At 72.4% G+C, this 21749-nt stretch carries 13 protein-coding genes; 2 read left to right on the forward strand and 11 right to left on the reverse strand.

From position 1 onward, the window contains the following. Positions 1 to 32: 32 nt before the first annotated feature. Positions 33 to 2411 (reverse strand): bifunctional salicylyl-CoA 5-hydroxylase/oxidoreductase, encoded by a 2379-nt coding sequence (locus tag ACF1DX_RS11085; protein WP_391790898.1) that lies wholly within the window; start codon positions 2409 to 2411, stop codon positions 33 to 35. Between the two features lie 4 nt (positions 2412 to 2415). Next, positions 2416 to 3243 carry an enoyl-CoA hydratase family protein gene (locus tag ACF1DX_RS11090; protein ID WP_391790899.1) on the reverse strand — a complete coding sequence of 276 codons (828 nt, stop codon included), beginning with the start codon at positions 3241 to 3243 and terminating at the stop codon, positions 2416 to 2418. A 197-nt stretch (positions 3244 to 3440) separates the two neighbouring features. Between ACF1DX_RS11090 and ACF1DX_RS11095 the strand changes: the two genes are divergently transcribed. Continuing rightward, positions 3441 to 3887 (forward strand): ATP-binding protein, encoded by a 447-nt coding sequence (locus ACF1DX_RS11095; RefSeq protein ID WP_391790900.1) that lies wholly within the window; start codon positions 3441 to 3443, stop codon positions 3885 to 3887. A gap of 15 nt (positions 3888 to 3902) precedes the next feature. Here the strand turns inward: ACF1DX_RS11095 and argF are convergent, their stop codons facing one another. The 4 genes from argF to ACF1DX_RS11115 all read right to left on the reverse strand — a co-directional run bounded on the left by argF (position 3903) and on the right by ACF1DX_RS11115 (position 8243). Further along, on the reverse strand, positions 3903 to 4910 hold the full coding sequence (gene argF, locus ACF1DX_RS11100; protein ID WP_391790901.1) for an ornithine carbamoyltransferase: 1008 nt from the start codon (positions 4908 to 4910) through the stop codon (positions 3903 to 3905). A 103-nt stretch (positions 4911 to 5013) separates the two neighbouring features. Continuing rightward, positions 5014 to 6237 (reverse strand): arginine deiminase, encoded by a 1224-nt coding sequence (locus ACF1DX_RS11105; RefSeq protein WP_391790902.1) that lies wholly within the window; start codon positions 6235 to 6237, stop codon positions 5014 to 5016. A 30-nt stretch (positions 6238 to 6267) separates the two neighbouring features. Further along, positions 6268 to 7953: an HEXXH motif domain-containing protein gene (locus ACF1DX_RS11110; protein WP_391790903.1), complete on the reverse strand. Its 1686-nt coding sequence runs from the start codon at positions 7951 to 7953 to the stop codon at positions 6268 to 6270. A 65-nt stretch (positions 7954 to 8018) separates the two neighbouring features. Next, positions 8019 to 8243: a hypothetical protein gene (locus ACF1DX_RS11115; protein ID WP_391790904.1), complete on the reverse strand. Its 225-nt coding sequence runs from the start codon at positions 8241 to 8243 to the stop codon at positions 8019 to 8021. Between the two features lie 710 nt (positions 8244 to 8953). On the opposite strand from ACF1DX_RS11115, the gene ACF1DX_RS11120 reads away from it, so the two are divergent. Beyond that, on the forward strand, positions 8954 to 10279 hold the full coding sequence (locus tag ACF1DX_RS11120) for a cation:proton antiporter (RefSeq protein WP_391790905.1): 1326 nt from the start codon (positions 8954 to 8956) through the stop codon (positions 10277 to 10279). A gap of 51 nt (positions 10280 to 10330) precedes the next feature. Here the strand turns inward: ACF1DX_RS11120 and fxsT are convergent, their stop codons facing one another. The 5 genes from fxsT to ACF1DX_RS11145 form a co-directional block, all read right to left on the reverse strand. After that, entirely contained in the window at positions 10331 to 14938 is a 4608-nt protein-coding gene (gene fxsT, locus ACF1DX_RS11125) for an FxSxx-COOH system tetratricopeptide repeat protein (protein WP_391790906.1), read from the reverse strand. Further along, positions 14939 to 16018, reverse strand: a complete 1080-nt coding sequence (locus ACF1DX_RS11130; protein WP_391790907.1) for an AAA family ATPase — start codon at positions 16016 to 16018, stop codon at positions 14939 to 14941. Beyond that, positions 16015 to 17577 (reverse strand): hypothetical protein, encoded by a 1563-nt coding sequence (locus ACF1DX_RS11135; protein WP_391790908.1) that lies wholly within the window; start codon positions 17575 to 17577, stop codon positions 16015 to 16017. The genes ACF1DX_RS11130 and ACF1DX_RS11135 overlap by 4 nt, the downstream gene beginning before the upstream one ends. A 151-nt stretch (positions 17578 to 17728) precedes the next feature. After that, complete coding sequence (locus ACF1DX_RS11140; RefSeq protein WP_391790909.1) at positions 17729 to 20284, reverse strand: polynucleotide kinase-phosphatase; 2556 nt, start codon at positions 20282 to 20284, stop codon at positions 17729 to 17731. After that, on the reverse strand, positions 20281 to 21744 hold the full coding sequence (locus tag ACF1DX_RS11145; RefSeq protein ID WP_391790910.1) for a 3' terminal RNA ribose 2'-O-methyltransferase Hen1: 1464 nt from the start codon (positions 21742 to 21744) through the stop codon (positions 20281 to 20283). Before ACF1DX_RS11145 ends, ACF1DX_RS11140 begins: the two co-directional genes overlap by 4 nt. Between the last annotated feature and the right edge of the window lie 5 nt (positions 21745 to 21749).

Here is a 21749-nt window from a genome sequence, read left to right on the forward strand (position 1 = left end):
CGCAGGGTGGGCGGGGCTCGTGACGTCCGGGGTCAGCTCCCGAGGCCGAGCCGGGGTCTGGGCGCGTCCGTGCGGCCGGTCCGGGGCCGCCTGCTGCCGGCCAGGTACGGTGCCGGCCAGACCGCGCCCGGGCCCTCGTAGCCCTGCTCGGCCGCCGCGTGGAGCGTCCAGTGGGGGTCGTAGAGGTGGGGGCGGCCCAGGGCGCACAGGTCCGTACGCCCGGCCAGGATCAGGGAGTTGACGTCGTCCCAGGAGGAGATCGCGCCGACCGCGATCACCGGGACGCCCGCCTCGTGCCGGATCCGGTCGGCGAACGGGGTCTGGTACGAGCGCCCGAACTCCGGTGTCTCGTCGGCCACGACCTGTCCGGTCGACACGTCGATCGCGTCGGCGCCGTGCGCGGCGAAGGCGCGGGCGATCGCGACCGCGTCGTCGGCCGTGGTGCCGCCCTCCGCCCAGTCGGTGGCGGAGATCCGGACGGTCATCGGCCGGTCCCCGGGCCACACCGCGCGCACCGCGTCGAACACCTCCAGCGGGAAGCGGAGCCGTTTCTCCGGTGAGCCGCCGTAGGCGTCGGTGCGGTGGTTGGTGAGCGGGGAGAGGAAGCCGGAGAGCAGGTAGCCGTGGGCGCAGTGCAGTTCCAGCAGGTCGAAACCGGCCCGCGCGGCCCGCACGGCGGCGGCCGTGAACTGTTCCCGCAGGTCGGTGAGGTGGGCCCGGGACAGTTCGCGGGGCACCTGGCCACCCGGCCGGTACGGCAGCGGCGAGGCGGCGACGAGGGGCCAGTTGCCGTCGTCGAGCGGCTCGTCCATGCCCTCCCACATCAGCTTGGTCGAGCCCTTGCGGCCACTGTGGCCGAGCTGCACGCCGATCGCGGTGCCGGGTGCCCGCGTGTGCACGAAGTCGGTGATCCGCCGCCATGCCTCGGCCTGTCTGCCGGTGTAGAGGCCGGCGCAGCCGGGCGTGATGCGCCCCTCGGGGCTGACGCACACCATCTCGGTCATCACCAGTCCGGCCCCGCCCAGCGCGCGGGCGCCGAGGTGCACGAGGTGGAAGTCGCCGGGGACGCCGTCGGCCGCCGAGTACATGTCCATGGGCGAGACGACGACCCGGTTGCGCAGGGTCAGTCCGCGCATCCGGAACGGGGTGAACATCGGGGGCGTACCGGGCGGGCAGCCGAACTCACGCTCCACGGATGCGGTGAAGCGGGCGTCGCGCAGCCGCAGGTTGTCGTGGGTGACGCGGCGGCTGCGGGTGAGCAGGTTGAAGGCGAACCGGCGGGGTGGCTGGCCGAGGTGGAGGGGCAGGTCCTCGAACCACTCCAGGCTGGCGCGGGCGGCGCGCTGGGTGGAGGCGACGACCGGCCGGCGTTCCGTCTCGTACGCGGTCAACGCGGCTTGCAGGGAGGGTTGTTCGTCCAGACAGGCGGCGAGTGCCAGCGCGTCCTCGACGGCGAGCTTGGTGCCGGAGCCGATGGAGAAGTGCGCGGTGTGGGCGGCGTCGCCGAGGAGCACGATGTTGCCGTGCGACCAGCGGTCGTTGACGACCGTGCGGAAGGTGGTCCACATGGAGTTGCCGGACTTCAGGGGACGTCCGCCGAGCGCGTCGGAGAAGATCTTGGCGCAGCGTCCGACGGACTCCGTCCCGTCCGTCTCGTCGAATCCGGCGGCGCGCCAGACCTCGTCGCGCATCTCGACGATCACGGTGGAGGCGTCGCTGGAGTAGGGGTAGCCGTGGAGCTGCATCACACCGTGCTCGGTCTCGGCGATCTCGAAGCGGAAGGCGTCGAAGGCGAAGTCGGCGGCCAGCCAGATGTAGCGGCAGCGGTGCTCGGTGACGCGGGGCCGGAACACGTCCGCGAAGGTCTCGCGGGTGGTGCTGTGGACTCCGTCGGCGGCCACGACCAGGTCGTACGCCTCCGCCAGCCGGGCGGGGGCGGGGGCCTCGGCCCGGAAGCGCAGATCGACCCCGAGGGAGCGGCAGCGGTCGTGCAGGATCTCCAGGAGGCGGTGCCTTCCCAGGGCGGCGAAACGGTGTCCGCCGGAGGTCTGGAGGGTGTTCCGGTGGACGATGTCGATGGTGTCCCAGTGGACGAAGGCCTGCTGGAGGGCTCCGTAGACCTCCGGGTCGGCGTGTTCGATGCCGCCGAGGGTCTCGTCCGAGAGGACGACGCCGAAGCCGAAGGTGTCTTCGGGAGCGTTGCGCTCCCACACGGTGACCTGGCGGTCGGGGGCGAGGCGTTTGAGCAGCGCGGCGGTGTAGAGGCCGCCGGGGCCTCCGCCGATGATCGCCACCCGAAGGGGGTGGTTTTCCTCGTGGGGCGGGTGCGGCGCCATCGTGGCCGGCCGCGCCCCTGCGGCGGTGACCGCGGATTCGGAACGGTCCCGCGTCCCTGGGTAGGCCGAGCGCATCCCTCTACCTCCCCTGCCACTTCGGCGGGCGCTTCTCCGTGAACGCCGCGTGGAACTCCGCGTAGTCCTCGCCGTTCATGAGGAGGGCCTGGGTCGAGGCGTCCAGTTCGATCGATGCCGACAGGGGCATGTCCAGTTCGGCGGTCAGGAGGGCCTTGGTCTGGGCGTGGGCCAGGGCCGGGCCGTCGGCCAGGCGGCGGGCCAGGGTCCGGGCGGCCTCGTCCGCGCCGCCCTCGCCGGCGAGCGCGCTGACCAGGCCGATGCGTTCGGCCTCCGGTGCGCGCACCGTGTCGCCCAGCATCAGCAGCCGGGTGGCGTGGCCCAGGCCGACGACCCTCGGCAGCAGGTAGGCCGCGCCCATGTCGCCGCCCGACAGGCCGACCCGGGTGAAGAGGAAGGCGAAGCGGGCACTGGGGTCGGCGACCCTGAAGTCGGCGGCCAGGGCGAGGACCGCGCCGGCGCCCGCCGCCGCTCCGTGCACCGCGGCGATCACCGGGAACGGGCACTCCCGTACCGCCCGCACCACCTGGCCGGTCATCCGGTTGAAGTCGAGGAGCCGGGCGGTGTCCATCGAGAGGGTGGCGCCGATGATCTCGTCGACGTCGCCGCCGGAGCAGAAGCCGCGCCCCTCGCCGGCCAGCACCAGGGCGCGCACCGCCCGCTCCCGGGACAGCTCGGCGAGCAGGTCGCGCAGGTCGGCGTAGGCGCCGAAGGTGAGCGCGTTGAGCCTGTCGGGGCGGGCGAGGGTGACGGTGGCGACACCGTCGGCGATATCGACGCGCAGATGCTCCCAGCGGGCGGTACGGGTGGCGGAGCCGGTGAAGGGACTCATGAGGGCGGCCTCCTAGGGCGGGCACTGCGCTGCTCAGTGAGCTCTGCCCCATGAAGTTATCACCGATCGGTGACTGCCGTCACGTGCACGCGATACGCCGTTCGGGCGCCGCCGTGCGCGCGGCGGGGCCCGCCCCCTCGAAGGGCCGTAGCGGGTGCGCCGTACCATGGGCGGCTGAAAGCAGGAGCGCCCGCTCCATGAACGGACTCGCTGTGCACGAACCTCCCCTCGCCTCCACCTCCTGGCGCGTCGCGCTGCCGCACACCACCGCGGCGGTGCCCGTGGCGCGTGCGCTGGTCCGTACGGCGCTGGCCGAGCGGGAGCACTCCGCCGACTGCGACACGGCGGAGCTGCTGACGGCGGAGCTGGTGGCGAACGCCGTGGAGCACACCTCGGGGAGCGCCCCGATAGAGCTGGTGGTGCGGCTGCTGCCGGCCGGCTGCCAGGTCGAGGTGCACGACGCCGACCCGGAGCCGCCCGGCGACCTCACCCGCCCGACCCCCCTCGGCATGCCCGACCCCTGGCAGGAGCACGGGCGGGGGCTGCTGCTGATCCGTGCCCTCAGCTCGTCCTGCGGGCACCGCCCCACCGAGTCCGGCAAGGCGGTGTGGTTCCGGCTGCCGGGTCAGCGGCGCCCGGTCTGAGCGGGACGCGGGGGCTCAGGCGAGGGTCGCGACCAGGACGGCCTTGATCGTGTGCATACGGTTCTCCGCCTCGTCGAAGACCACCGAGTGCGCCGACTCGAAGACCTCGTCGGTCACCTCCAGGGAGGTCAGACCGTGGGCCTCGAAAATCTCCTGGCCGACCTTGGTGCCGAGGTCGTGGAAGGCGGGCAGGCAGTGCAGGAACCCGACGTCCGGGTTGCCGGTGGCACGCAGGACGTCCATGGTCACCGCGTACGGGGCGAGGGCCTTGATCCGCTCGTCCCAGACGTCCTTGGGCTCCCCCATCGAGACCCAGACGTCCGTGGCGACGAAATCGGCGCCCGCGACGCCCTCGGCGACGTCCTCGGTGAGCGCGATACGCGCCCCGCTCGACGCGGCCAGCTCCCGCGCCCGGTCGACGATCTCCCGGGCGGGCCAGTAGGCCTTCGGGGCGACGATGCGTACGTCCATGCCCAGCAGGGCCGCGGTGACGAGGTAGGAGTTGCCCATGTTGAAGCGGGCGTCGCCGAGGTAGGCGAAGGCGATCTCGGTGAGCGGCTTGGGGCTGTGCTCGGTCATGGTGAGCACGTCGGCGAGCATCTGGGTGGGGTGCCAGTCGTCGGTGAGCCCGTTGTAGACGGGCACCCCCGCGTACGCCGCGAGCTCCTCCACCTTGGCCTGGCTGTCCCCCCGGTACTCGATGCCGTCGTACATCCGGCCCAGCACCCGCGCGGTGTCCTTCACGGACTCCTTGTGGCCGATCTGCGAGCCGGACGGGTCGAGGTACGTCGTCGAGGCGCCCTGGTCGGCGGCCGCGACCTCGAACGCGCAGCGCGTACGCGTCGAGGTCTTCTCGAAGATCAGCGCGATGTTCCTGCCCCGCAGGTACCGGTGCTCGGCCCCGGCCCGCTTGGCGGCCTTCAGTTCGGCGGCCAGCTCCAGCAGGCCGAGGAACTCCGGCGCGGTGAGGTCCAGCTCCTTGAGGAAGTGGCGGCCGGCGAGGGCGGTCGGGACAGTCGCCATGGGGCGCTCCAGGGATGGGGGACACGAACCCTTGGAAGTGTATACGAAGTTTAGTATTTCTATACGGCCTGTTTCCGTGCGGCCCGTTGCCGTACGGCGCGCTTCACACCGCGTCCCGCTGGACGGGACAGCTCATGCAGCGCGGCCCGCCCCTGCCCCGGCCCAGCTCGCTGCCGGGGATCTCTATCACCTCGATGCCCTGCTTGCGCAGGTGCGTGTTGGTGGTGACGTTCCGCTCGTAGGCGACGACGACGCCCGGTTCGACGGCCAGGACGTTGCAGCCGTCGTCCCACTGCTCGCGCTCGGCGGCGTGCACGTCCTGGGTGGCGGTCAGCACCCGGATCTCGCTGAGCCCCAGCGCGGCGGCGATCGCGCGGTGCATGTGCTCCGGCGGATGGTCGGTGACCTTCAGCTCCTTGTCCCCCGCGCCCGGCTCGATGGTGTACGAGCGGAGCATGCCGAGGCCCGCGTACTGGGTGAAGGTGTCGCCGTCGACCATCGTCATCACGGTGTCGAGGTGCATGAAGGCCCGTCGCTTCGGCATGTCGAGCGCGACGATGGTCTCGGCGGAGCCCGCCGCGAACAGTTTGTGCGCGAGCATCTCCACCGCCTGCGGGGTGGTCCGCTCGCTCATCCCGATCAGCACCGCGCCGTTGCCGATGACCAGCACGTCCCCGCCCTCGATGGTGGACGGGTAGTCGGCCTGTCCCTCGGACCAGACGTGGAAGGGCTCCGCGCGGAACAGCGGGTGGTGCCGGTAGATCGCCTCGAAGTGCACGGTCTCGCGCTGCCGGGCCGGCCAGCGCATCGCGTTGATGGCGACACCGTCGTAGATCCAGGCGGAGGTGTCGCGGGTGAAGAGGTGGTTGGGCAGCGGGCCGAGCAGGAAGTCGTCGAGTTCCATGGCGTGGAAGCGCACGGAGGTCGGCTCCGGGTGGGCGTCCAGGAACTCCCGCTTGGTCATCCCGCCGATCAGCACCTCGGCGAGCCCGGGTGCCGGGAGCGTCTCGAACGCGGCCCGCAGGTGGTCGGTGGCCAGCGGGCCGTACTCCTTCTCGTCGAAGACGCGGTCCAGGACGAGCGCGCGGGCCGCCGGGAGGTCCAGCGTCTCGGCGAGCAGGTCGCCGAAGAGGTGGACGGTGACGCCCCGGTCGCGCAGGACGTCGGCGAACCCGTCGTGCTCGGCGCGCGCCCGGCGCACCCAGAGCACGTCGTCGAAGAGCAGGGCGTCCTTGTTGCTGGGGGTGAGCCTTTTGAGCTCGAGATCGGGCCGGTGCAGGATGACGCGGCGCAGTCGCCCGGTCTCGGAGTCGACGTGGTAGGTCATGCCTTTCATCCTGACCCTCCGGGCGCGGGTTCACCCCTGCCTCCGGGTCACCGACTCGGGCCGGGCCAGCAGCCGCCGCGCTCCGGGCCCGCGCTCCAGCCCGGCCCGGGCGACGATCCACCCGGCGAGGAGGTGCGGGTCACCGGGATCACGGGCCAGGTCGTCGTCGTACCCGGCGAGCGCGGCGGCGGCGTCGCCGGCGGCGAGGTGTTCGTCGGGGGTGCGGGGGTCGGTGGGCGGGAGGGCGAAGGCGTGGGTGCGGACGTCGGGCCAGGGGGCGCGGTCGGGGCGGAGGCGGAGGGGACCGCCCGGCCGCTCGGACGGTGCGGCCGGGACGACGTTGCGCAGGCGCCACTCGGTGCGGTGCAGGGCGGCGGCGGTGCGGGCGCGGGTCAGGGCGGCCGGGGGCACGGGCTCGCGCAGCCAGCCGTCCAGGCTCCGGGCGAGACCGGTGACCAGGGCGTGCCCGGTCTCGGTGAGGCGTCCGCTGGTGAGGAGGGTGCGCACGACGAGCCTGCTCTGCGTCCGGCGCAGCGCGAAGTGGTAGGCGGCCGTCTCGGCGTGCTCCGGGTCGCGGAGCCGGTCCCGCCAGAACCCGGCGACGCCGGTGAAGGCGTAGGCGCCGTGCAGCAGACCGGTGAGGTGACGCGGGTCGGGGCGCCAGGGGGCGTAGTAGCGCTCCGCGCGGTCGTCGCGCAGCAGCGGGAAGAGGTGGAACAGCGCGGCGAGCTTGCTGTGCTGGAACTCGTGGACCAGCGCCTCGGCCAGGGCGAGCGGCGAGGAGGGGCGGGCGATGACCATCGCGCCGTAGGAGTCGCCGCTGGACGCGGAGACGCGTACGTCGGGCGGCGGCGGGGGCAGCAGGCCGGTGCGGGCCCAGGGGACGACGGCCCGGATCACGGCGGGGTCGAGCCGCCCGGGTCCCGTCCCCTTCCCGGCCGCGAGGATCGCGACGGCCTCGTCGAACAGCCGCTGCCAGGCCAGGGCCTCGTCGGCGTCCAGCCGGGCGGGCGGCACGGGGTCGTCGAGGTCGCGGTAGGGGTCCAGGTCCTCCAGGGGTACGGCGACGGGGCCGGCCGTGAGGGTACGCAGGGGGAGCCAGCGGGGGTCGTCGGCGGGTGGTGCCCCGTCCACCGGCACGGGCGCGGGGCGGCAGGTCAGGCCCACCCGGCGGCCGTCGCGTCCCGGACCGGTCAGGGTCAGCTCTCCGGCGCGGGTGCCCGCCCTGCCCGCCGACAGGCCGGCCGCGCCGTCCGGGAGCCGGGCCAGTCCCAGGCCCGGCAGGTGCAGCGCGCCGTCGTCCAGCGGGACGCGCAGGGACGTCTCCGTGCCGGCGTGCAGCGAGGCGACCACCGCGAGGGTGTTCAGCCGGGCCGCCTCCGCCCACAGCTCCGGCCCGGTCGCGGTGCCGTGCACCCTGCGCAGCATGTGCGCGATCCAGACGCCGGTCGTCGGGGCGAGCAGCAGCCGCTCGACCGGTTCGGGCGCCCGCTCGGCCGCCTCCTTGAACACCCGCCAGGCCTCCGCGACCGGAGTGAGGGGGGTGGGCAGGTCCCAGAGCTGTTTGAGCAGGGTGCGCAGCAGCAGCAACCGGCGTGCGCGCTCGCCCTGTTCGAGGAAGGCGACGGCCTCGGCGGAGTGGCCGCCGGCGGCGAGTTCCGCGAAGAGGGGAGCGGGCATGCGGAACGGGCTGGGGCGCTGCTCGCTGTTCGTCACCGGGCCTCCGGTCTGTAGGCGGGCATGCGGGAACCCGGTGGGGCGCTCCCGGTACGGCAGAGCTGCTATTCGGCCCGGGGCGGATCGCCGCCGCCCCGGACGCCGCCGCGGGACCGGAGGACCTCTTCGAGGAGACGGGTGCCGGAACCGAGGGGAGCGAGGCCATCCACGGCGATCAGGGGCAGCGCCGCGAGATCCGCCAGATCCGACTCCCAGACGGAAGTCCCCACCGCGAGGGCCGGCTCCCCGGCGGCGATTTCGGCGTTGCGCTGAGCGGGCGGCTGATGCAAGGTGGGTCCCCCTTCTCGCACGGTGGCACGCGGTGCCCCGTGTCCTTTGCATCCATCATGGCCATTGATTCCCGCATCGAAAACCGTACGATCACGCCATCCGATCATCATCGACCGCGCGAACAACCGGCGAAATCGGCCAACTTGCTTCATCGCCTCATCCGCCGAGACGCGCGTTCGGAGCCTGCGGCACCGCGGAGCACGTCGACCGGCCGCACCGTCCCGCGCCTCCCGGGGCCGGCGAGCAGGTGGGTGGCGCCCCCGCACACCCCGTTGCGGCGAGGCGGGGTCCCGTAATATCCGCCGGCCGCCGATGCCCGGGCAGCAACATCCCGGTGCGCACGGAGTCGTACTGCCGGATTCCGGGTACCGCAGAGTACGGCCCGATTCCCCGAGGTCCGCGAGATGTACCGGCACGGCTGGAAACAGCCCCTCCGGAACGGCGGCCCTGAACGGTGCGCCTACGCGCCGCCTCCGAGGAGCGCGTCGACGGCGCACGGCAGCACGGAGGGGCGGTCGAACGCACCCCGGTCCCACGGCCGGGCACGACCCGCTACCAGCGTGCCTCCTGCGACTCGGGACAAGCACGCGTACAACATCCGATACACCGTCAGACGACCTTTATCCTGGGAAAGTTGACTTCGCATAAGCGTGCGACAACCCGTCGGCGGGCACACGGTCGGCCGAATAACCGGACCACAGGGGGACACATGAGCCCTGACACGCTGATCGCGCACTTCGTGGGGGCCTCGGCCCTGATCCTGGTGGCCGCGCACGCGGCGGGCTGGGCGGCACGGAAGCTGAAGCAGCCGTACATCGTCGGCCAACTGACGGCGGGCATAGCGCTAGGTCCCTCCCTGCTCGGCAGCGCGGCGCCCGGCGCGTACGAGACGCTGTTCCCCGAGGAGATCGGTACGGCCCTGACCGGCTTCGCGCAGTTCGCCCTGGTAGTGTTCCTGTTCGCGGTGGGCTACGAGCTGGACCTGAAGCTGCTGGGCAACCGGGCGCGTACCGCGGTGGCGGTGGCGGCGGCCTCGTTCGTGGTGCCGATGGCGGTGGGCGGCGGGTGCGCGCTGCTGTTCTGGGAGCGGCTCCGCGCCCTCGGCATGCCGCGCGATCCGTCGCCGTCGATCGTGGTGTTCGCCGGAATCGCCTTGTCGGTCACGGCCGTCCCCGTCCTGACGGCCATAGTGCGGGAGAACGGTCTGGCCCGCACGGCGCCCGGTGTGGTGGCGGTCTCGGCCGCCGGCCTGCTCGACGTGGTCTGCTGGACGGTCCTGGCCGGGGCGTTGATGGAGAACGGCGGCGACCACGCGCTCGGGTGGCCGTGGCGGGTGGTGATCGCGGCCGGTTTCGTCACCGTGATGCTCCTCGGGGCCCGGCCGCTGCTGCGCCGGCTGCTGTGGCGTACGCGCATGGAGCCCTCACTGCGGATGGCGCTGCTCATCGGCTTCGCCCTCGGATCGGCCTGGGTGACGCACTCCCTGGGGCTGCATGTGATCTTCGGTGCGCTGCTGGCGGGTGTGGTGACACCCCGGGAGCCGGACGACCGGCTCGACCCCGATCTGCTGCGGCCCCTGCACGACGTCAGCTCGCTGCTGCTTCCGTTCTTCTTCGTGATCTCGGGTCAGACCGTCGTGCTGAACGGCATGGGGGCCACGGGATGGGTCGCCGTGCTGGTGGTCACCGCGCTGGCCGCGGTGACGAAGATCGGCAGCGGCGCGGTGGCGGCCCGGTGGGGCGGCCTGGACCGGCACGATGCGCGCACCGTGGGCATCCTGATGAGCGCCCGCGGTCTCACCGAGCTGATCGCCCTCAACGCGGGCCTGCAGGCGGGCCTGCTGAGCGACCGGCTCTACAGTGTCCTGGTGTTCATGGCCCTGGCCACCACACTCTCCACCCAGCCGCTCCTGCTTCTGACCCGCCGCCTGGCCGAACGCGGGCCGGGCGGGCGAACGAACGACCCGACCGACCTGCCGCCCCCACCCGCCGAACGGGACGACACACGCACCGCTCCGGTGGCGGACCTGGGCTGACATCGGACCGGAGCGGCAACCACGCCGCTCCGGCCGGTCCGCACCACCCCGCTACAGCGGCATGGGGGCGATGTCGCACTCGATACGGTGGTTCAGACGGGCCGCCTTCAGCCAAGGGTGGTCGGCACGGACCACCCGGGTGAAGCCCTCCACCGCCTTGCGCCGCGCCTGGTCCGCCTCTGCGCCCCGGCCGAGACCGCGCAGGTCGAGAGCGAGGTTCGCGGTGCAGGACAGGGTCAGCGGGTGTTCCGCGCCGGCGGACACGGTGAGTGCCGCCAGATTGGCCTCGTCGATCTCGTACGCACGGTTGAAATCCAGCCGTGCGTAAGCGGTGTTGGCCCGGCCGATGTCGACGGTCTGGGTCATCACGTGCTCGGGGCCCAGGGTGGCCACCAGTCTGCGGGACGCGTCTTCCTCCAGTTCCGCGGCGTTGTCCAGAGCGCCCATCATGCGCAGAGTGGCGGCGAGATTCGCCTTGGTCAGCAAGGTGTACGCGTGGTCTTCACCGAACAGGGACGCGTAGCGCCGCACGGTCTCCTTGCCGAGCTCGTAGGACTTCTTGAGGTTTTCGGTGCCTCCCGCGAGGCGCCGGTCGACGGAGAGGTTGATCGCCGTGGAGAGCGAGTCGGGGTGGACAGGGCCATAGCGGGCGACGAAGCGGGCCAGGGTCTCCTCGGAGAGTTTCAGGGCCTCGTCGAGCGCGCCGTCCCGGCGGAGGCAGACGGCAAGGTTACGAGCCACGCGCAGGGTGAGCGGGTGCTGTTCGCCCATGGCGTCGCGGGCCCTGGAGTAGACGTCCTTCTGAAAGTCCCGGGCGCCCGGGTAGTCGCCGCTCTCCCGCATGTCGATGGAGAGGCCGTTGAGCGTATTGAGCGTGAGGGAGTTGTTGGAACCGAACATATGCTCGCGCTGCCGGGCGTTCTCCTGGTCCATGGGCAGCGCCTCGTCGAACCGCCCGCACAGCCGCAGGTCGACCCCCCAGCTGTGGGTGGCCCGCAGGGTGATCGGGTCCTCGGGGCCGAACATGGTGCGTGCCAGCTCAGTGGCCTCCTTGCCGAGGTCCCGTGCCTCCGCGAACCGGCCCTGGTAGCGACGGGCGTCGGACATCTCACACAGGGAGTCGATGAGGTCCTCGGGGTCGGCGTTGATACGCCGGGACACCTCCAGGGCCTTCTCGGTCAGCGGGATGGCCTCACCGATCTGGCCGATCTGACGCAGGACGAAGGCGAAGGTCTTCGTGATGCGGATGACGTGGATGTCCTCCTCGCCGGACTCGGCGAGCCAGGCGCTCCATGCCTGCCGGGCGAGGTCCGCGGCCCCTTCGTGGTTGCCCCAGTAGTAGAGGAAGAGCACGGTGTCGGAGACGAGTTCCCGCACATAGGTGTCGGAGCTGGTGACCGCCCGGGAGGTGAGGATGTGCGGCAGCAGCGCCTGGTAGGCGGGCCATTCCCGCGACGAGGCGTAGTGGCCCGGTTTGGCGGCGGAGAGGAGCTGGTGGGCGGCGTCCCTCATACGGCCGCGCTGCTCCTGGTCGAGCTTGGCGAGGAGCACCGTCTGCAGCAGGCGGTGCATCTGCAGGGTGTCGGTCCGGGGATCGGTCTTGATCAAGGAGAACTGGTTGAGGTCGCGGACGGCCCGGTTGAGTTTGATCGACTCCCGCAGCATGGGGTCCACCTCGGGCGTGATGCTGACGCCTCGGCCGCCGCGCAGCATGGCCCGCGGGATGGGCTCGGGGGCCATGCTGGCGCAGATGTCGAGGAGTTGGCGGGCGCCAGGGTTGTTCTCCTTGATCCGCTCCAGCGAGATGTCCCAGGCGGCGGCCACGGAGACCGGGTAGTCGGGAGCCGGGTCGAGGTCGAGGATCTCGGGGCTGCGTTCGGCGAGCAGCGCGAGGTACTCGTCGACGAGCATGCCGGTGACCGCTCGCCAGGCACCGGCCTGCTCCACCGCGAGCGGTAGGTCGCCGAGGGCTTCGGCAAGGCGGTCGGCCTCTTCGGCGGAGAGGTCGGGAGAACGCTTCTGGAGCAGCTCGACGGATTCCTCACGTTCGAACACGTTCACCGGGAGCGGGGTCGCCACCCGTTCCCAGGACCGGTTCCTGGAGGTGACGATGACCTTGCCGGGACCGCTGGTCGGGAAGTACTGGCGGACCACGTCGATGTCCTCGGCGTTGTCGAAGACGAGCAGCCAGTTGTCGTGGGGCTCCCCGGAGCGCAGCGCGTCCAACACGTCCGAGACCGCCGTATTGGCGGTACCTTCCTGTCCCGGCTGGGCGACACCCAGCCGGGTGGCGAGACCGGCCAACGCGGTCAGGATGAGGCTCTCCCGCTCCGCCGGGATCCAGCAGATCACCTTGTAGCTGTGCTGGTGGGTGTAGATGTACTCCAGGGCCAGCTGGGACTTGCCCACGCCGCCGAGGCCGTGCAGCGCGTGCGGCAGCACGGCCGCGGTGTCCTGAGCCTCGAGCTGCTCCTCCACGGCCCTCAGCAGCGCCTGACGGCCGACGAACGAGGTGTTCCTGAGGGGAACGTTCACCATGATGGCCGGCGGTGCGGTCGTGGTGCTCTGCATGAGCGGCTCAGCCTCCGGGGCTTCGTTTGGGGTCTCGGTCACCAGGCTCGGCACGGCGTCTCCAGGTGTGACGTGAACGTCCGACCCTGGATGCCTCCCGTCCTGGTCGTCGGGGAACTCGCCGCCCTCCAGGTCTTTCACGCTTCCGGATGGTTCCGCGGACCCCCGTTCGGCCGCGTGGGACAGGAGCCTGGAGACGTCGGGTTCGATGCGGTTCGCCCGTTCGGAGTAGGGGCCCGAGAGGGCCCGCATCACGGCGAGTTCACTGCGCCGCCAGCCGGGCTCGGCCGGATCGGGCAGCGCGGCGCCGGCCGGGTCGCGCAGCGCGGCGCGCAGTGCGACGCCCCGCTCGCCGGCGGCCGGCAGGTCGCCCACCACACTGACGGTGCGCGCGAGTTGGGACCGGGTGGTGGTGGCCAGCAATGCCTCACGAACGCCGTCGGCGAAATCGGGGCGGCCCTCGCCTCCGTCACCCCAGTCGATCAGTCCGCCCATGAGGATCTCGGCGAGGTGGTCGGGACCGGTCTCCGGCATGACCCGGCGCCGTAGCTGTTCCATCAGGTCGAACTCGAAAGGCACGGCTGCCAGTTGAGCGGCAAGACGGCGTGCTGCGGGTGTGGCGAGCGTCAGGAAGCGGCGTACGGCGGCGGCCGCGGCGCGCGGGAGGCGCGGGGCGCGCAGACCGGGGGCGGGCGTGCCTTTGGTGAGGGTGCCCGCGAGGACGACGGGCAGGTCGCGGCGCACTCCTCGCTCGCCGGTCACGAGGTCGGCCCAGGCGGCGACGGAGCCGGGTTTGAGGGAGAGCACCGGGACGGGCAGGGAGTCGTCGGCCGCCTCGGGCAGCGGGCGCAGGGGGTCGGGGCCGTCTGGCGGCGCCCGGTGTCCGAGGCAGTTGTTGGGCATGCCGAAGCCACCGGCCTCGAGGACCGCCGGGTAGGGGCGGATCGAAGTGCGGTGGCGGAGGTGGGGCGGGAGCAGGTGGACCAGTGCGGTCGGACCGGAGCGGGCGAGCCGGCTCAGCAGGGTGTCGGCGGCGGGGGCGGCCCAGCCGTGGGCGAGTCCGTCGGTGACGGCGAGGAAGATCCGGCCGCCCCGTCCGTCGAAAAGCTCGGACGGGTCCGCGACGGCTCCGCCGCTGGCCCAGCGCAGGACGGCGGCCCCGGTCCGCGGGAGGGTGGCCCCGAGGGTGCGGACGCTGCGGAAGGCGCCGCTGTGCTCGGCGGCCTCGGCGAGGCCGGCCACCGTCTCCTCCCAGATCCTCATGGTGGGCGCGTCGTCGGCGAGCAGCACCAGGTCGAACGCGGACGTGCGGGCGGGGCGGAGGAACGGCATCCACATGCCGTCGGCGAGCCCTCGCTCGGCGGTGGTCTCCTCGTCGAGCTCCAGGGTGTCGCGGGAGGGTACGCGGCGGGCGAGCCGGTGCAGGGCGCGGGCGAGCAGGGCGGTGCGGTGGCCGGGTCCGTACTGCGGCAGGTTGGCGTCGGGCAGCAGGGGGCGGCCGACGTGGAGAGTGGCGGCGCCCTCGGGGTGCGGTAAGAGCCCGCCGCCGACGAGGAGCGGCTCGCGCGCCGGTGCGGGGGCTCCGGCCGCGTCCGCGGAGGCGGCCGGTCCGACGCGGCCCGGGGTGCCGGGCCGGCCGGGCGGGAGCTGTGCGAGGAGCGCGGGGAGACCGGAGCCGGTCGCGAGATCGGCCGAATCCGCACGCCTGGAGGGCGTCGCGGGTTCCGGTTCGTCCTCGGTGCGGGGTGTCGTGACCGTTTTCGCGGCACCCGCGGCCGGAGGGGCGTCCGGGTCCGGCACTGCTTCCGGTCCCGCACCGGCGGGGCCGCCGTGACGGTTCCAGTACGCGGCGAGCCACACCGCGTCGGCGACCTCCTGCCACCGCGGTGACTCCCGGTCCTCGCCGTCCGGCCGTGGGAACGGCTGGTCATGGGTCAGCACGTGCCGGGGCGGGGCAGCGGCGACGGAGCCTTTGACCTCACTCGCGCATTCGACGGACTCGGGGAACACCGAAGGAGGCGACGCCCCTGATTCGGGTCCGCCGTCGCCGGGTCCGGATGCGCGCTCCCTGGGAAAGCCGTTGTCCATTCAGCGGCCCTTCGCGAGGTCGCGGAGCAGCATTTCCACGAGCTTACGCCCGTTCCCGTCGACCTGGAAACCACCCATGGTAGTGATCTGGACAGCGTTGAGTAACTGGTCCAGGGAGTGCGTGCCCCCGGCCCGGACGCGCTGGAGGAACAGGTCCACCAGGTCCTCGCTGTGCCGCGCGCTCTGCCCGAGATGCCGGCCGACCATGGCGAGGAGCTGTTCGCGGGTGGGCGTACGGAGCTCCAGGGGCAGGCAGCGCCTGCGGAACGCGGCCGGGAACTCCCGCTCCCCGTTGCTGGTGATCACCACGACGGGGAACTCCCGGCACTCGACCCGCCCCTGCCGCAGTACGGCACGGACGCCGGGGTCGCTGGTGTGGACGCTCGCGGTGTCGGCGGCGTCACGGACCAGCTCCGGGACGTCATAGCTTCCGTTCTCCAGGACGTGCAACAGGTCGTTCGGCAGGTCGATGTCGCTCTTGTCGAGCTCGTCGACAAGAAGCACACGAGGACGATGGTAGGGCAGCAGAGCGGTCCCCAGTGGCCCGAGCGTGATGAAATCACCTAGCAGAGGCGGAATTTGACGATCGGTCAGAGAACTCCCGGCGTCCTCCGCCCCGTCGGCACCGGGTGCCACCGCGTCCCGCAGCCCCGCCTGCCAGGCGGCGATGGCCTGGGCGCGCCCCATCGCGTCATGAACGTACAGGCCGTCGCGCAGGGCGGTGCGACTGACGATGTTCCACTCCAGCACCCGGCCGAGACCCAGCTCCCGCGCGATCAGATAAGCGAGGGTGGACTTGCCGATGCCAGGAGGCCCCGTGATCAGCAGTGGCCGGCGCAGCAGCAACGCGGCGTTGACGGTGTCGATCTCCTCGGAACCCAGCTGCGGGGCGATCCCGTCGGGGCCCAGCCTGCGCTGCGCCCCGTCCGGGTCGTCGGGCGGGGCGGGCTGAAGCGGGTCGCCGCCGAACCGGCGCCAGGGCGGGGGCTCGGGCAGTTCCACGGCGACGGCGGGAGACCGGCCCGTGGCATGGAAGATCCGCCAGCCGTCCGGGGCCGTCTGCTCCTCCTGCGCGGTCATGCCGGTGCCTCCTCGTTGGCGAGATCGCCGTCGTCGGTGTGGATGTCGACCAGTCGTGTCGGATCGTCCCAGAAAAAGGCGATATGGCGTCCGAGCAGATCGGGGCTCTGCGCGGGATCGACGGCCTTCCTGCGCAGCCGGTGGATGGCCATGGGGATCTGTGCCGCGATCGGTACGGAGGCGAACACCGCGGTGACGACCTCGCGCCGCTCCTCGACGAAGGCGCCCCGACGGTCCCATATGGCGAGGGAGATGCCTTCCGCGATGGCGGCCTTGAGCGCCTCCAGGGCGGGCGTGTCGGCGGGTGCGTCGAGCACCACGGCGGTGCGTCCGGTCTCCCCGGCGAGCGCGGTCTGCCAGGCGTCGAGCCGCTGGGCGTCCGCGCCCGTCCAGCCGTGCACCGTGACACCGTGCTGCCGCAGTCTGTGCCAGCGGTCGCGCCATTGCCGCCGGACCATCGCGTCGTCGGTGCGCATCCGCTCCAGACTTCGCAGGTGCACCCCGTACTTCAGGGCGAGCGGCAGCGGCCGGCCGTGACCGGTTCTGAACCTCAGCCCCCCGACGTCGTGATTGAGGAGGTCGTACGGGAGGACGAACTCGACGTACGTCGGCTGTTCGCGCCCGGCCGGGTCCTGGCCGGCGGGGGCGGACCAGAGCCGGGCACCCTGCTGGAGGGCGTGCTCGACGGCCTGCCCGAGGCCGTCCAGGGTGGTGACGGCCGGCTCACCGGGCTGCGGGTCCCAGTGGCCGGGGACGGTGTTCAGCCAGGGACGTACGACGATGTCGCCGGAGCCGTCACGAGCGGGTTCCACGGCGACGATGAGACAGCAGGGGATGTCCGGATCGTCGGCGCTCTTCCGGCGGGCGCTCCGGTGCCGCGCCACCGCCGCCGTCAGGCCCGAGCGCTGGGCCCAGCCGTCGACCCATTTGAGGAGGGCTCCGCGGTGACCGGGTGACGCGGCGAGGGAGGCGGCCACGTCGACCAGGAGCACCGCGGGGGGTAACCCGTCCGGCTGCACGTTCCATTCCAGGGTGTGCGCCAGAAGCTGTTCGGGCGAGAGTCCGGCGGGCAGGTAGAGGCCGTTGAGTTCCTCGGCGAGCCTGTCCCGCAGCCGTACCGCGGACAACTCCCCTTTGGCGTCGGCCAGCAGGGCGTGGGCCGTGCCGATGTCGTGGCCGGAGAGCGGGCCGGGGAGGGAGACGGTGTCCGGGGGCGGCGCGGCGGGAGCGAGCAGCCGGTCGAGTTCGTCGGCCGGCGCGGCCCCTTCGAAGAGCTCCACCACGTTCACCAGCACGCGTTCGCCGCCCGCCACGCCCAGCGCGGCACGCACCATGGCCACGACGTCCTCGCGGAGCCGTACGCCGCGTATGTCGACCGTGCGGGCCAGCTGTTCGCCGAGCACGGTCGCGAACTGGACACGCCCCTGGGCGTCCTCCATGCAGCTCAGTTCGCACAGGGCGCCGGTGAGCCGGGACAGCAGTTCCAGACCCTGCGTGCGCGGCACCCCGCCGTCGGGACCGCCGAAACCCTCGCCTTTCCCCACCGACTTGTCCCCCATGAGTCGGTTCGCCTGACCGACCTGCGAAGTTAGCACGGCGAGTGATGGTTCACCAGGGACTTGGGAGGCACGGAGGAACGAAGTCCGGCCGAGTCCCCCTTGCGGGTGACACTCGGCCGGATTCATTCACCACCGATGCGGCACGTGCCCGTCACAGCCGCGGGTCCACCGGCTCCGACTCCAGGGCCAGTACGGCGAAGACCGGCTCGTGGACGCGCCACAGCGGCTCGCCCTCGGCGAGACGGTCCAGGGCCTCCAGGCCGAGGGCGTACTCGCGCAGGGCGAGGGAGCGCTTGTGGTTGAGGAAGCGGTTGCGCAGGCGGGCCAGGTTCTCCGGGCGGGTGTACTCGGGACCGTAGATGATCCGCAGGTACTCGCGGCCCCGGCACTTGATGCCGGGCTGCACCGGGCGGCCCTTGGCGTCGTGGACCAGGGCGCCGACCGGTTTGACGACCATGCCCTCGCCGCCCCGTCCGGTCATCTCCAGCCACCAGTCGACTCCGGCGCGTACGGACTCGGGGTCGGCCGTGTCGACGTAGAGGCGGCGGGTGGTCCGCAGCAGGCCGGTGGTGTCGTGCTCGACCAGACGGTCGATGAGGGCGAGCTGTTCGTCGTGGGGCAGGGCGGCGAGGCTGCGGCCCTGGGCGGCGAGGATCTGGAACGGGGCCAGGCGGACGCCGTCCAGACCGTCCGTGGTCCAGCAGTAGCGGCGGTACGCGTCGGTGAACGCCGCGGCGGAACCGGCGCGTTCGCGCTGGCGGTTCAGCAGGTCCTCGACGTCCACACCGCGGGCCGCGGCGCCCTCCAGGGCCGCCAGGGCGCCCGGGAAGACCGCGCCGGAGGCGGCGCCGACCGCCGCGTACTGGGAACGCAGCAGCCCGGACGCCTTCAGCGACCACGGCATCAGTTCGGCGTCCAGCAGCAGCCAGTCGGTGCCGAGTTCCTCCCAGAGGCCGGCCTCGGTGACGGCGGTGCGCAGCCGGCCGAGGATCTCCTCCGTGACGGAGGTGTCGTCGAAGAAGGGGCGGCCGGTGCGGGTGTAGAGGGACCCGGTCTCGCCGCCCGTGGTACCGAAGCGCCCCGCGGCCACGTCGGCGTCGCGGCAGACCAGGGCGACCGCGCGGGAGCCCATGTGCTTCTCCTCGCACACGACCCGGGCGACGCCGTCCCGCTCGTACTGGGCGAACGCCTCGACCGGGTGCTCCAGGTAGCCGTCGAGGTGCGAGGTGGCGGTGGGTGCCATGGTCGGCGGGAGGTACGGCAGCAGGCGCGGGTCGACCGCGAAGCGGCTCATCACCTCCAGGGCCGCGGCGGCGTTCTCCTCACGGACCGATATCCGGCCGTGGTGCCGGGTCTCGACGAAGCGGCGGCCGTGTACGTCCGCCAGGTCCAGCGGCCGGCCCTCGTGGCCGCCGGGGGCCTCGGTGCGCAGCGGGCGGGCCGGCTCGTACCAGACCCGCTCGGCCGGTACGTCGACCAGTTCCCGCTCCGGCCAGCGCAGCGCGGTGAGCTTGCCGCCGAAGACGGCGCCGGTGTCCAGGCAGATGGTGTTGTTGAGCCAGGTGGCCTCCGGGACCGGGGTGTGGCCGTAGACGACGGCGGCCCGGCCGCGGTAGTCCTCCGCCCACGGGTAGCGCACGGGCAGGCCGAACTCGTCGGTCTCGCCGGTGGTGTCGCCGTAGAGGGCGTGGCTGCGGACCCGGCCGGAGGTGCGGCCGTGGTACTTCTCCGGCAGACCGGCGTGGCAGACCACCAGCCGGCCGCCGTCGAGGACGTAGTGGCTGACCAGTCCGTCGATGAACTCCCGTACCTCGGCGCGGAACTCCTCGCTCTCGCCGTCCATCTGCCCGATGGTCTCGGCGAGTCCGTGGGTGTGCTGGACCTTGCGGCCCTTGAGGTACCGGCCGAACTTGTTCTCGTGGTTGCCGGGCACGCACAGCGCGCCGCCCGCCTTCACCATGGCCATCACGCGGCGCAGTACGGCGGGGCTGTCCGGGCCGCGGTCGACGAGGTCGCCGACGAAGACGGCGGTACGGCCCTCGGGGTGCACGCCGTCGACATAGCCCAGCTTGCCGAGCAGCGCCTCCAGTTCGGCCGCGCAGCCGTGGATGTCGCCGATGATGTCGAAGGGGCCGGTGAGGTGGGTGAGGTCGTTGAACCGCTTCTCGGTGACGACGGTGGCGTGCTCGACCTCCTCCACACCGCGCAGCACGTGCACCTTGCGGAACCCCTCGCGCTCCAAGTGCCGCAGGGAGCGGCGGAGTTCGCGGGTGTGGCGCTGGATGACCCGGCGGGGCATGTCGGCGCGGTCGGTGCGGGTGGCGTTGCGCTCGGCGCACACCTGCTCGGGCACGTCGAGCACGATGGCGATCGGCAGGACGTCGTACTTCCTGGCCAGCTCGATCAACTGCCGTCGGCCGTCCTGCTGCACGTTCGTCGCGTCGACGACGGTGCGGCGGCCGGCGGCCAGCCGCTTGCCGGCGATGTAGTGCAGCACGTCGAAGGCGTCGCGCGACGCGCTCTGGTCGTTCTCGTCGTCGGCGACCAGACCTCGGCAGAAGTCGGAGGAGATGACCTCGGTCGGCTTGAAGTGGCGGCGGGCGAAGGTCGACTTGCCCGAACCGGAGGCGCCGACGAGCACCACGAGGGAGAGGTCGGTGACGGGCAGGGTACGGACTCGCGGCTGCGGGGTCCCGGTGGTGGTCACGCGGCCTTCGCCTCCTTCACGGTGCCGGCCGTGAACACGGCCATCTGGGTGGGCGGTCCGACCTCGGGGTCGTCCGGCCCGACGGGTACGAACTCGACGCCGTATCCGTGCCGTTCGGCGACCGTCCGCGCCCAGGCGCGGAACTCCTCACGGGTCCACTCGAAGCGGTGGTCGCCGTGCCGGACATGGCCGGCCGGGAGGGTCTCCCAGCGCACGTTGTACTCGACGTTGGGGGTGGTCACGAGGACCGTACGGGGGCGGGCCGCGCCGAACACCGCGTACTCCAGGGCGGGCAGCCGGGGCAGGTCGAGGTGCTCGATCACCTCGCTGAGCACGGCGGCGTCGTACCCCTTGAGCCGTTTGTCGGTGTACGCCAGCGAGCCCTGGAAGAGCTGCACGCGCGCCGCCTGCCGCTCCCCCATCCGGTCCAGTTTCAGCCGCCGGGAGGCGATGGTGAGCGCCCGCATCGACACGTCGACGCCGACGATCTCGGTGAAGGACGGGTCCTTGAGCAGTGCCTGGACGAGCTGGCCCTGGCCGCAGCCGAGGTCGAGCACCCGGGAGGCGCCATGGGCGCGCAGCGCGGTGAGGATCGCCTCCCTCCGCCGCACGGCGAGCGGGGTCGGCTTCTCCTCGGTGTCGGTCTCCTCGGCCACGGCGTTGTCGATCTCCTCGACGGCGCTGTCGTCCGCCTCGGCCAGCCGGACCAGCTCCAGGCGCTCCATGGCCTGGCGGGTCAGCGACCAGCGGCGGGACAGGTAGCGGCTGGTGATCAGCTTCTGCTCCGGGTGCGCGGGCAGCCAGCCCTCACCGGCCCGCAGCAGCTTGTCGACCTCGTCGGAGGCGACCCAGTAGTGCTTGGCGTCGTCGAGGACGGGGAGCAGGACGTAGAGGTGGCGCAGGGCCTCGGCGAGGGTGAGCGTGTCCGCCTCCAGGACCAGGCGCACGTACCGCGAGTCGCCCCACTCGGGGAACTCGGCGTCCAGGGCCACGGGCTCGGCCGTGACCGTCCAGCCGAGCGGCTCGAAGAGCCGGCGGACGAGTCCGGCGCCGCCGCGGGCGGGCAGCGCGGGCACCTCGATGCGCAGCGGGCGCGGCTGCTCCGGCAGTTCCGGGCGGGCGGCGCACACACCCCGCATCGCGCTGGAGAAGACACCGCTCAGCGCGACGGCGAGCAGGGAGGACGCCGCGTACGGGCGGTCGTTGACGTACTGGGCGAGTGCCGCGTCGGGGGCGCCCCCACGCCCCTTGCCCTTGCCGCGCCGGACCAGTGCCACCGCGTCCACCTCCAGCAGCAGCGCCGCCGTGCAGCGCTCGGCGTCCGCCTCGGGGTAGAGGACGTGGGCCGTGCCGTAGGACGTGGAGAACGCCTGCGCCTTCTCGGGATGCTTGTGCAGCAGGAAACCGAGGTCGGTCGCCGGGCGCTCGGCGGAGCCGGTGGTACTGATCGTCAGGAACACGGTGG

This window comes from Streptomyces sp. NPDC014676, assembly GCF_043084105.1.
GTDB lineage: Bacteria > Actinomycetota > Actinomycetes > Streptomycetales > Streptomycetaceae > Streptomyces.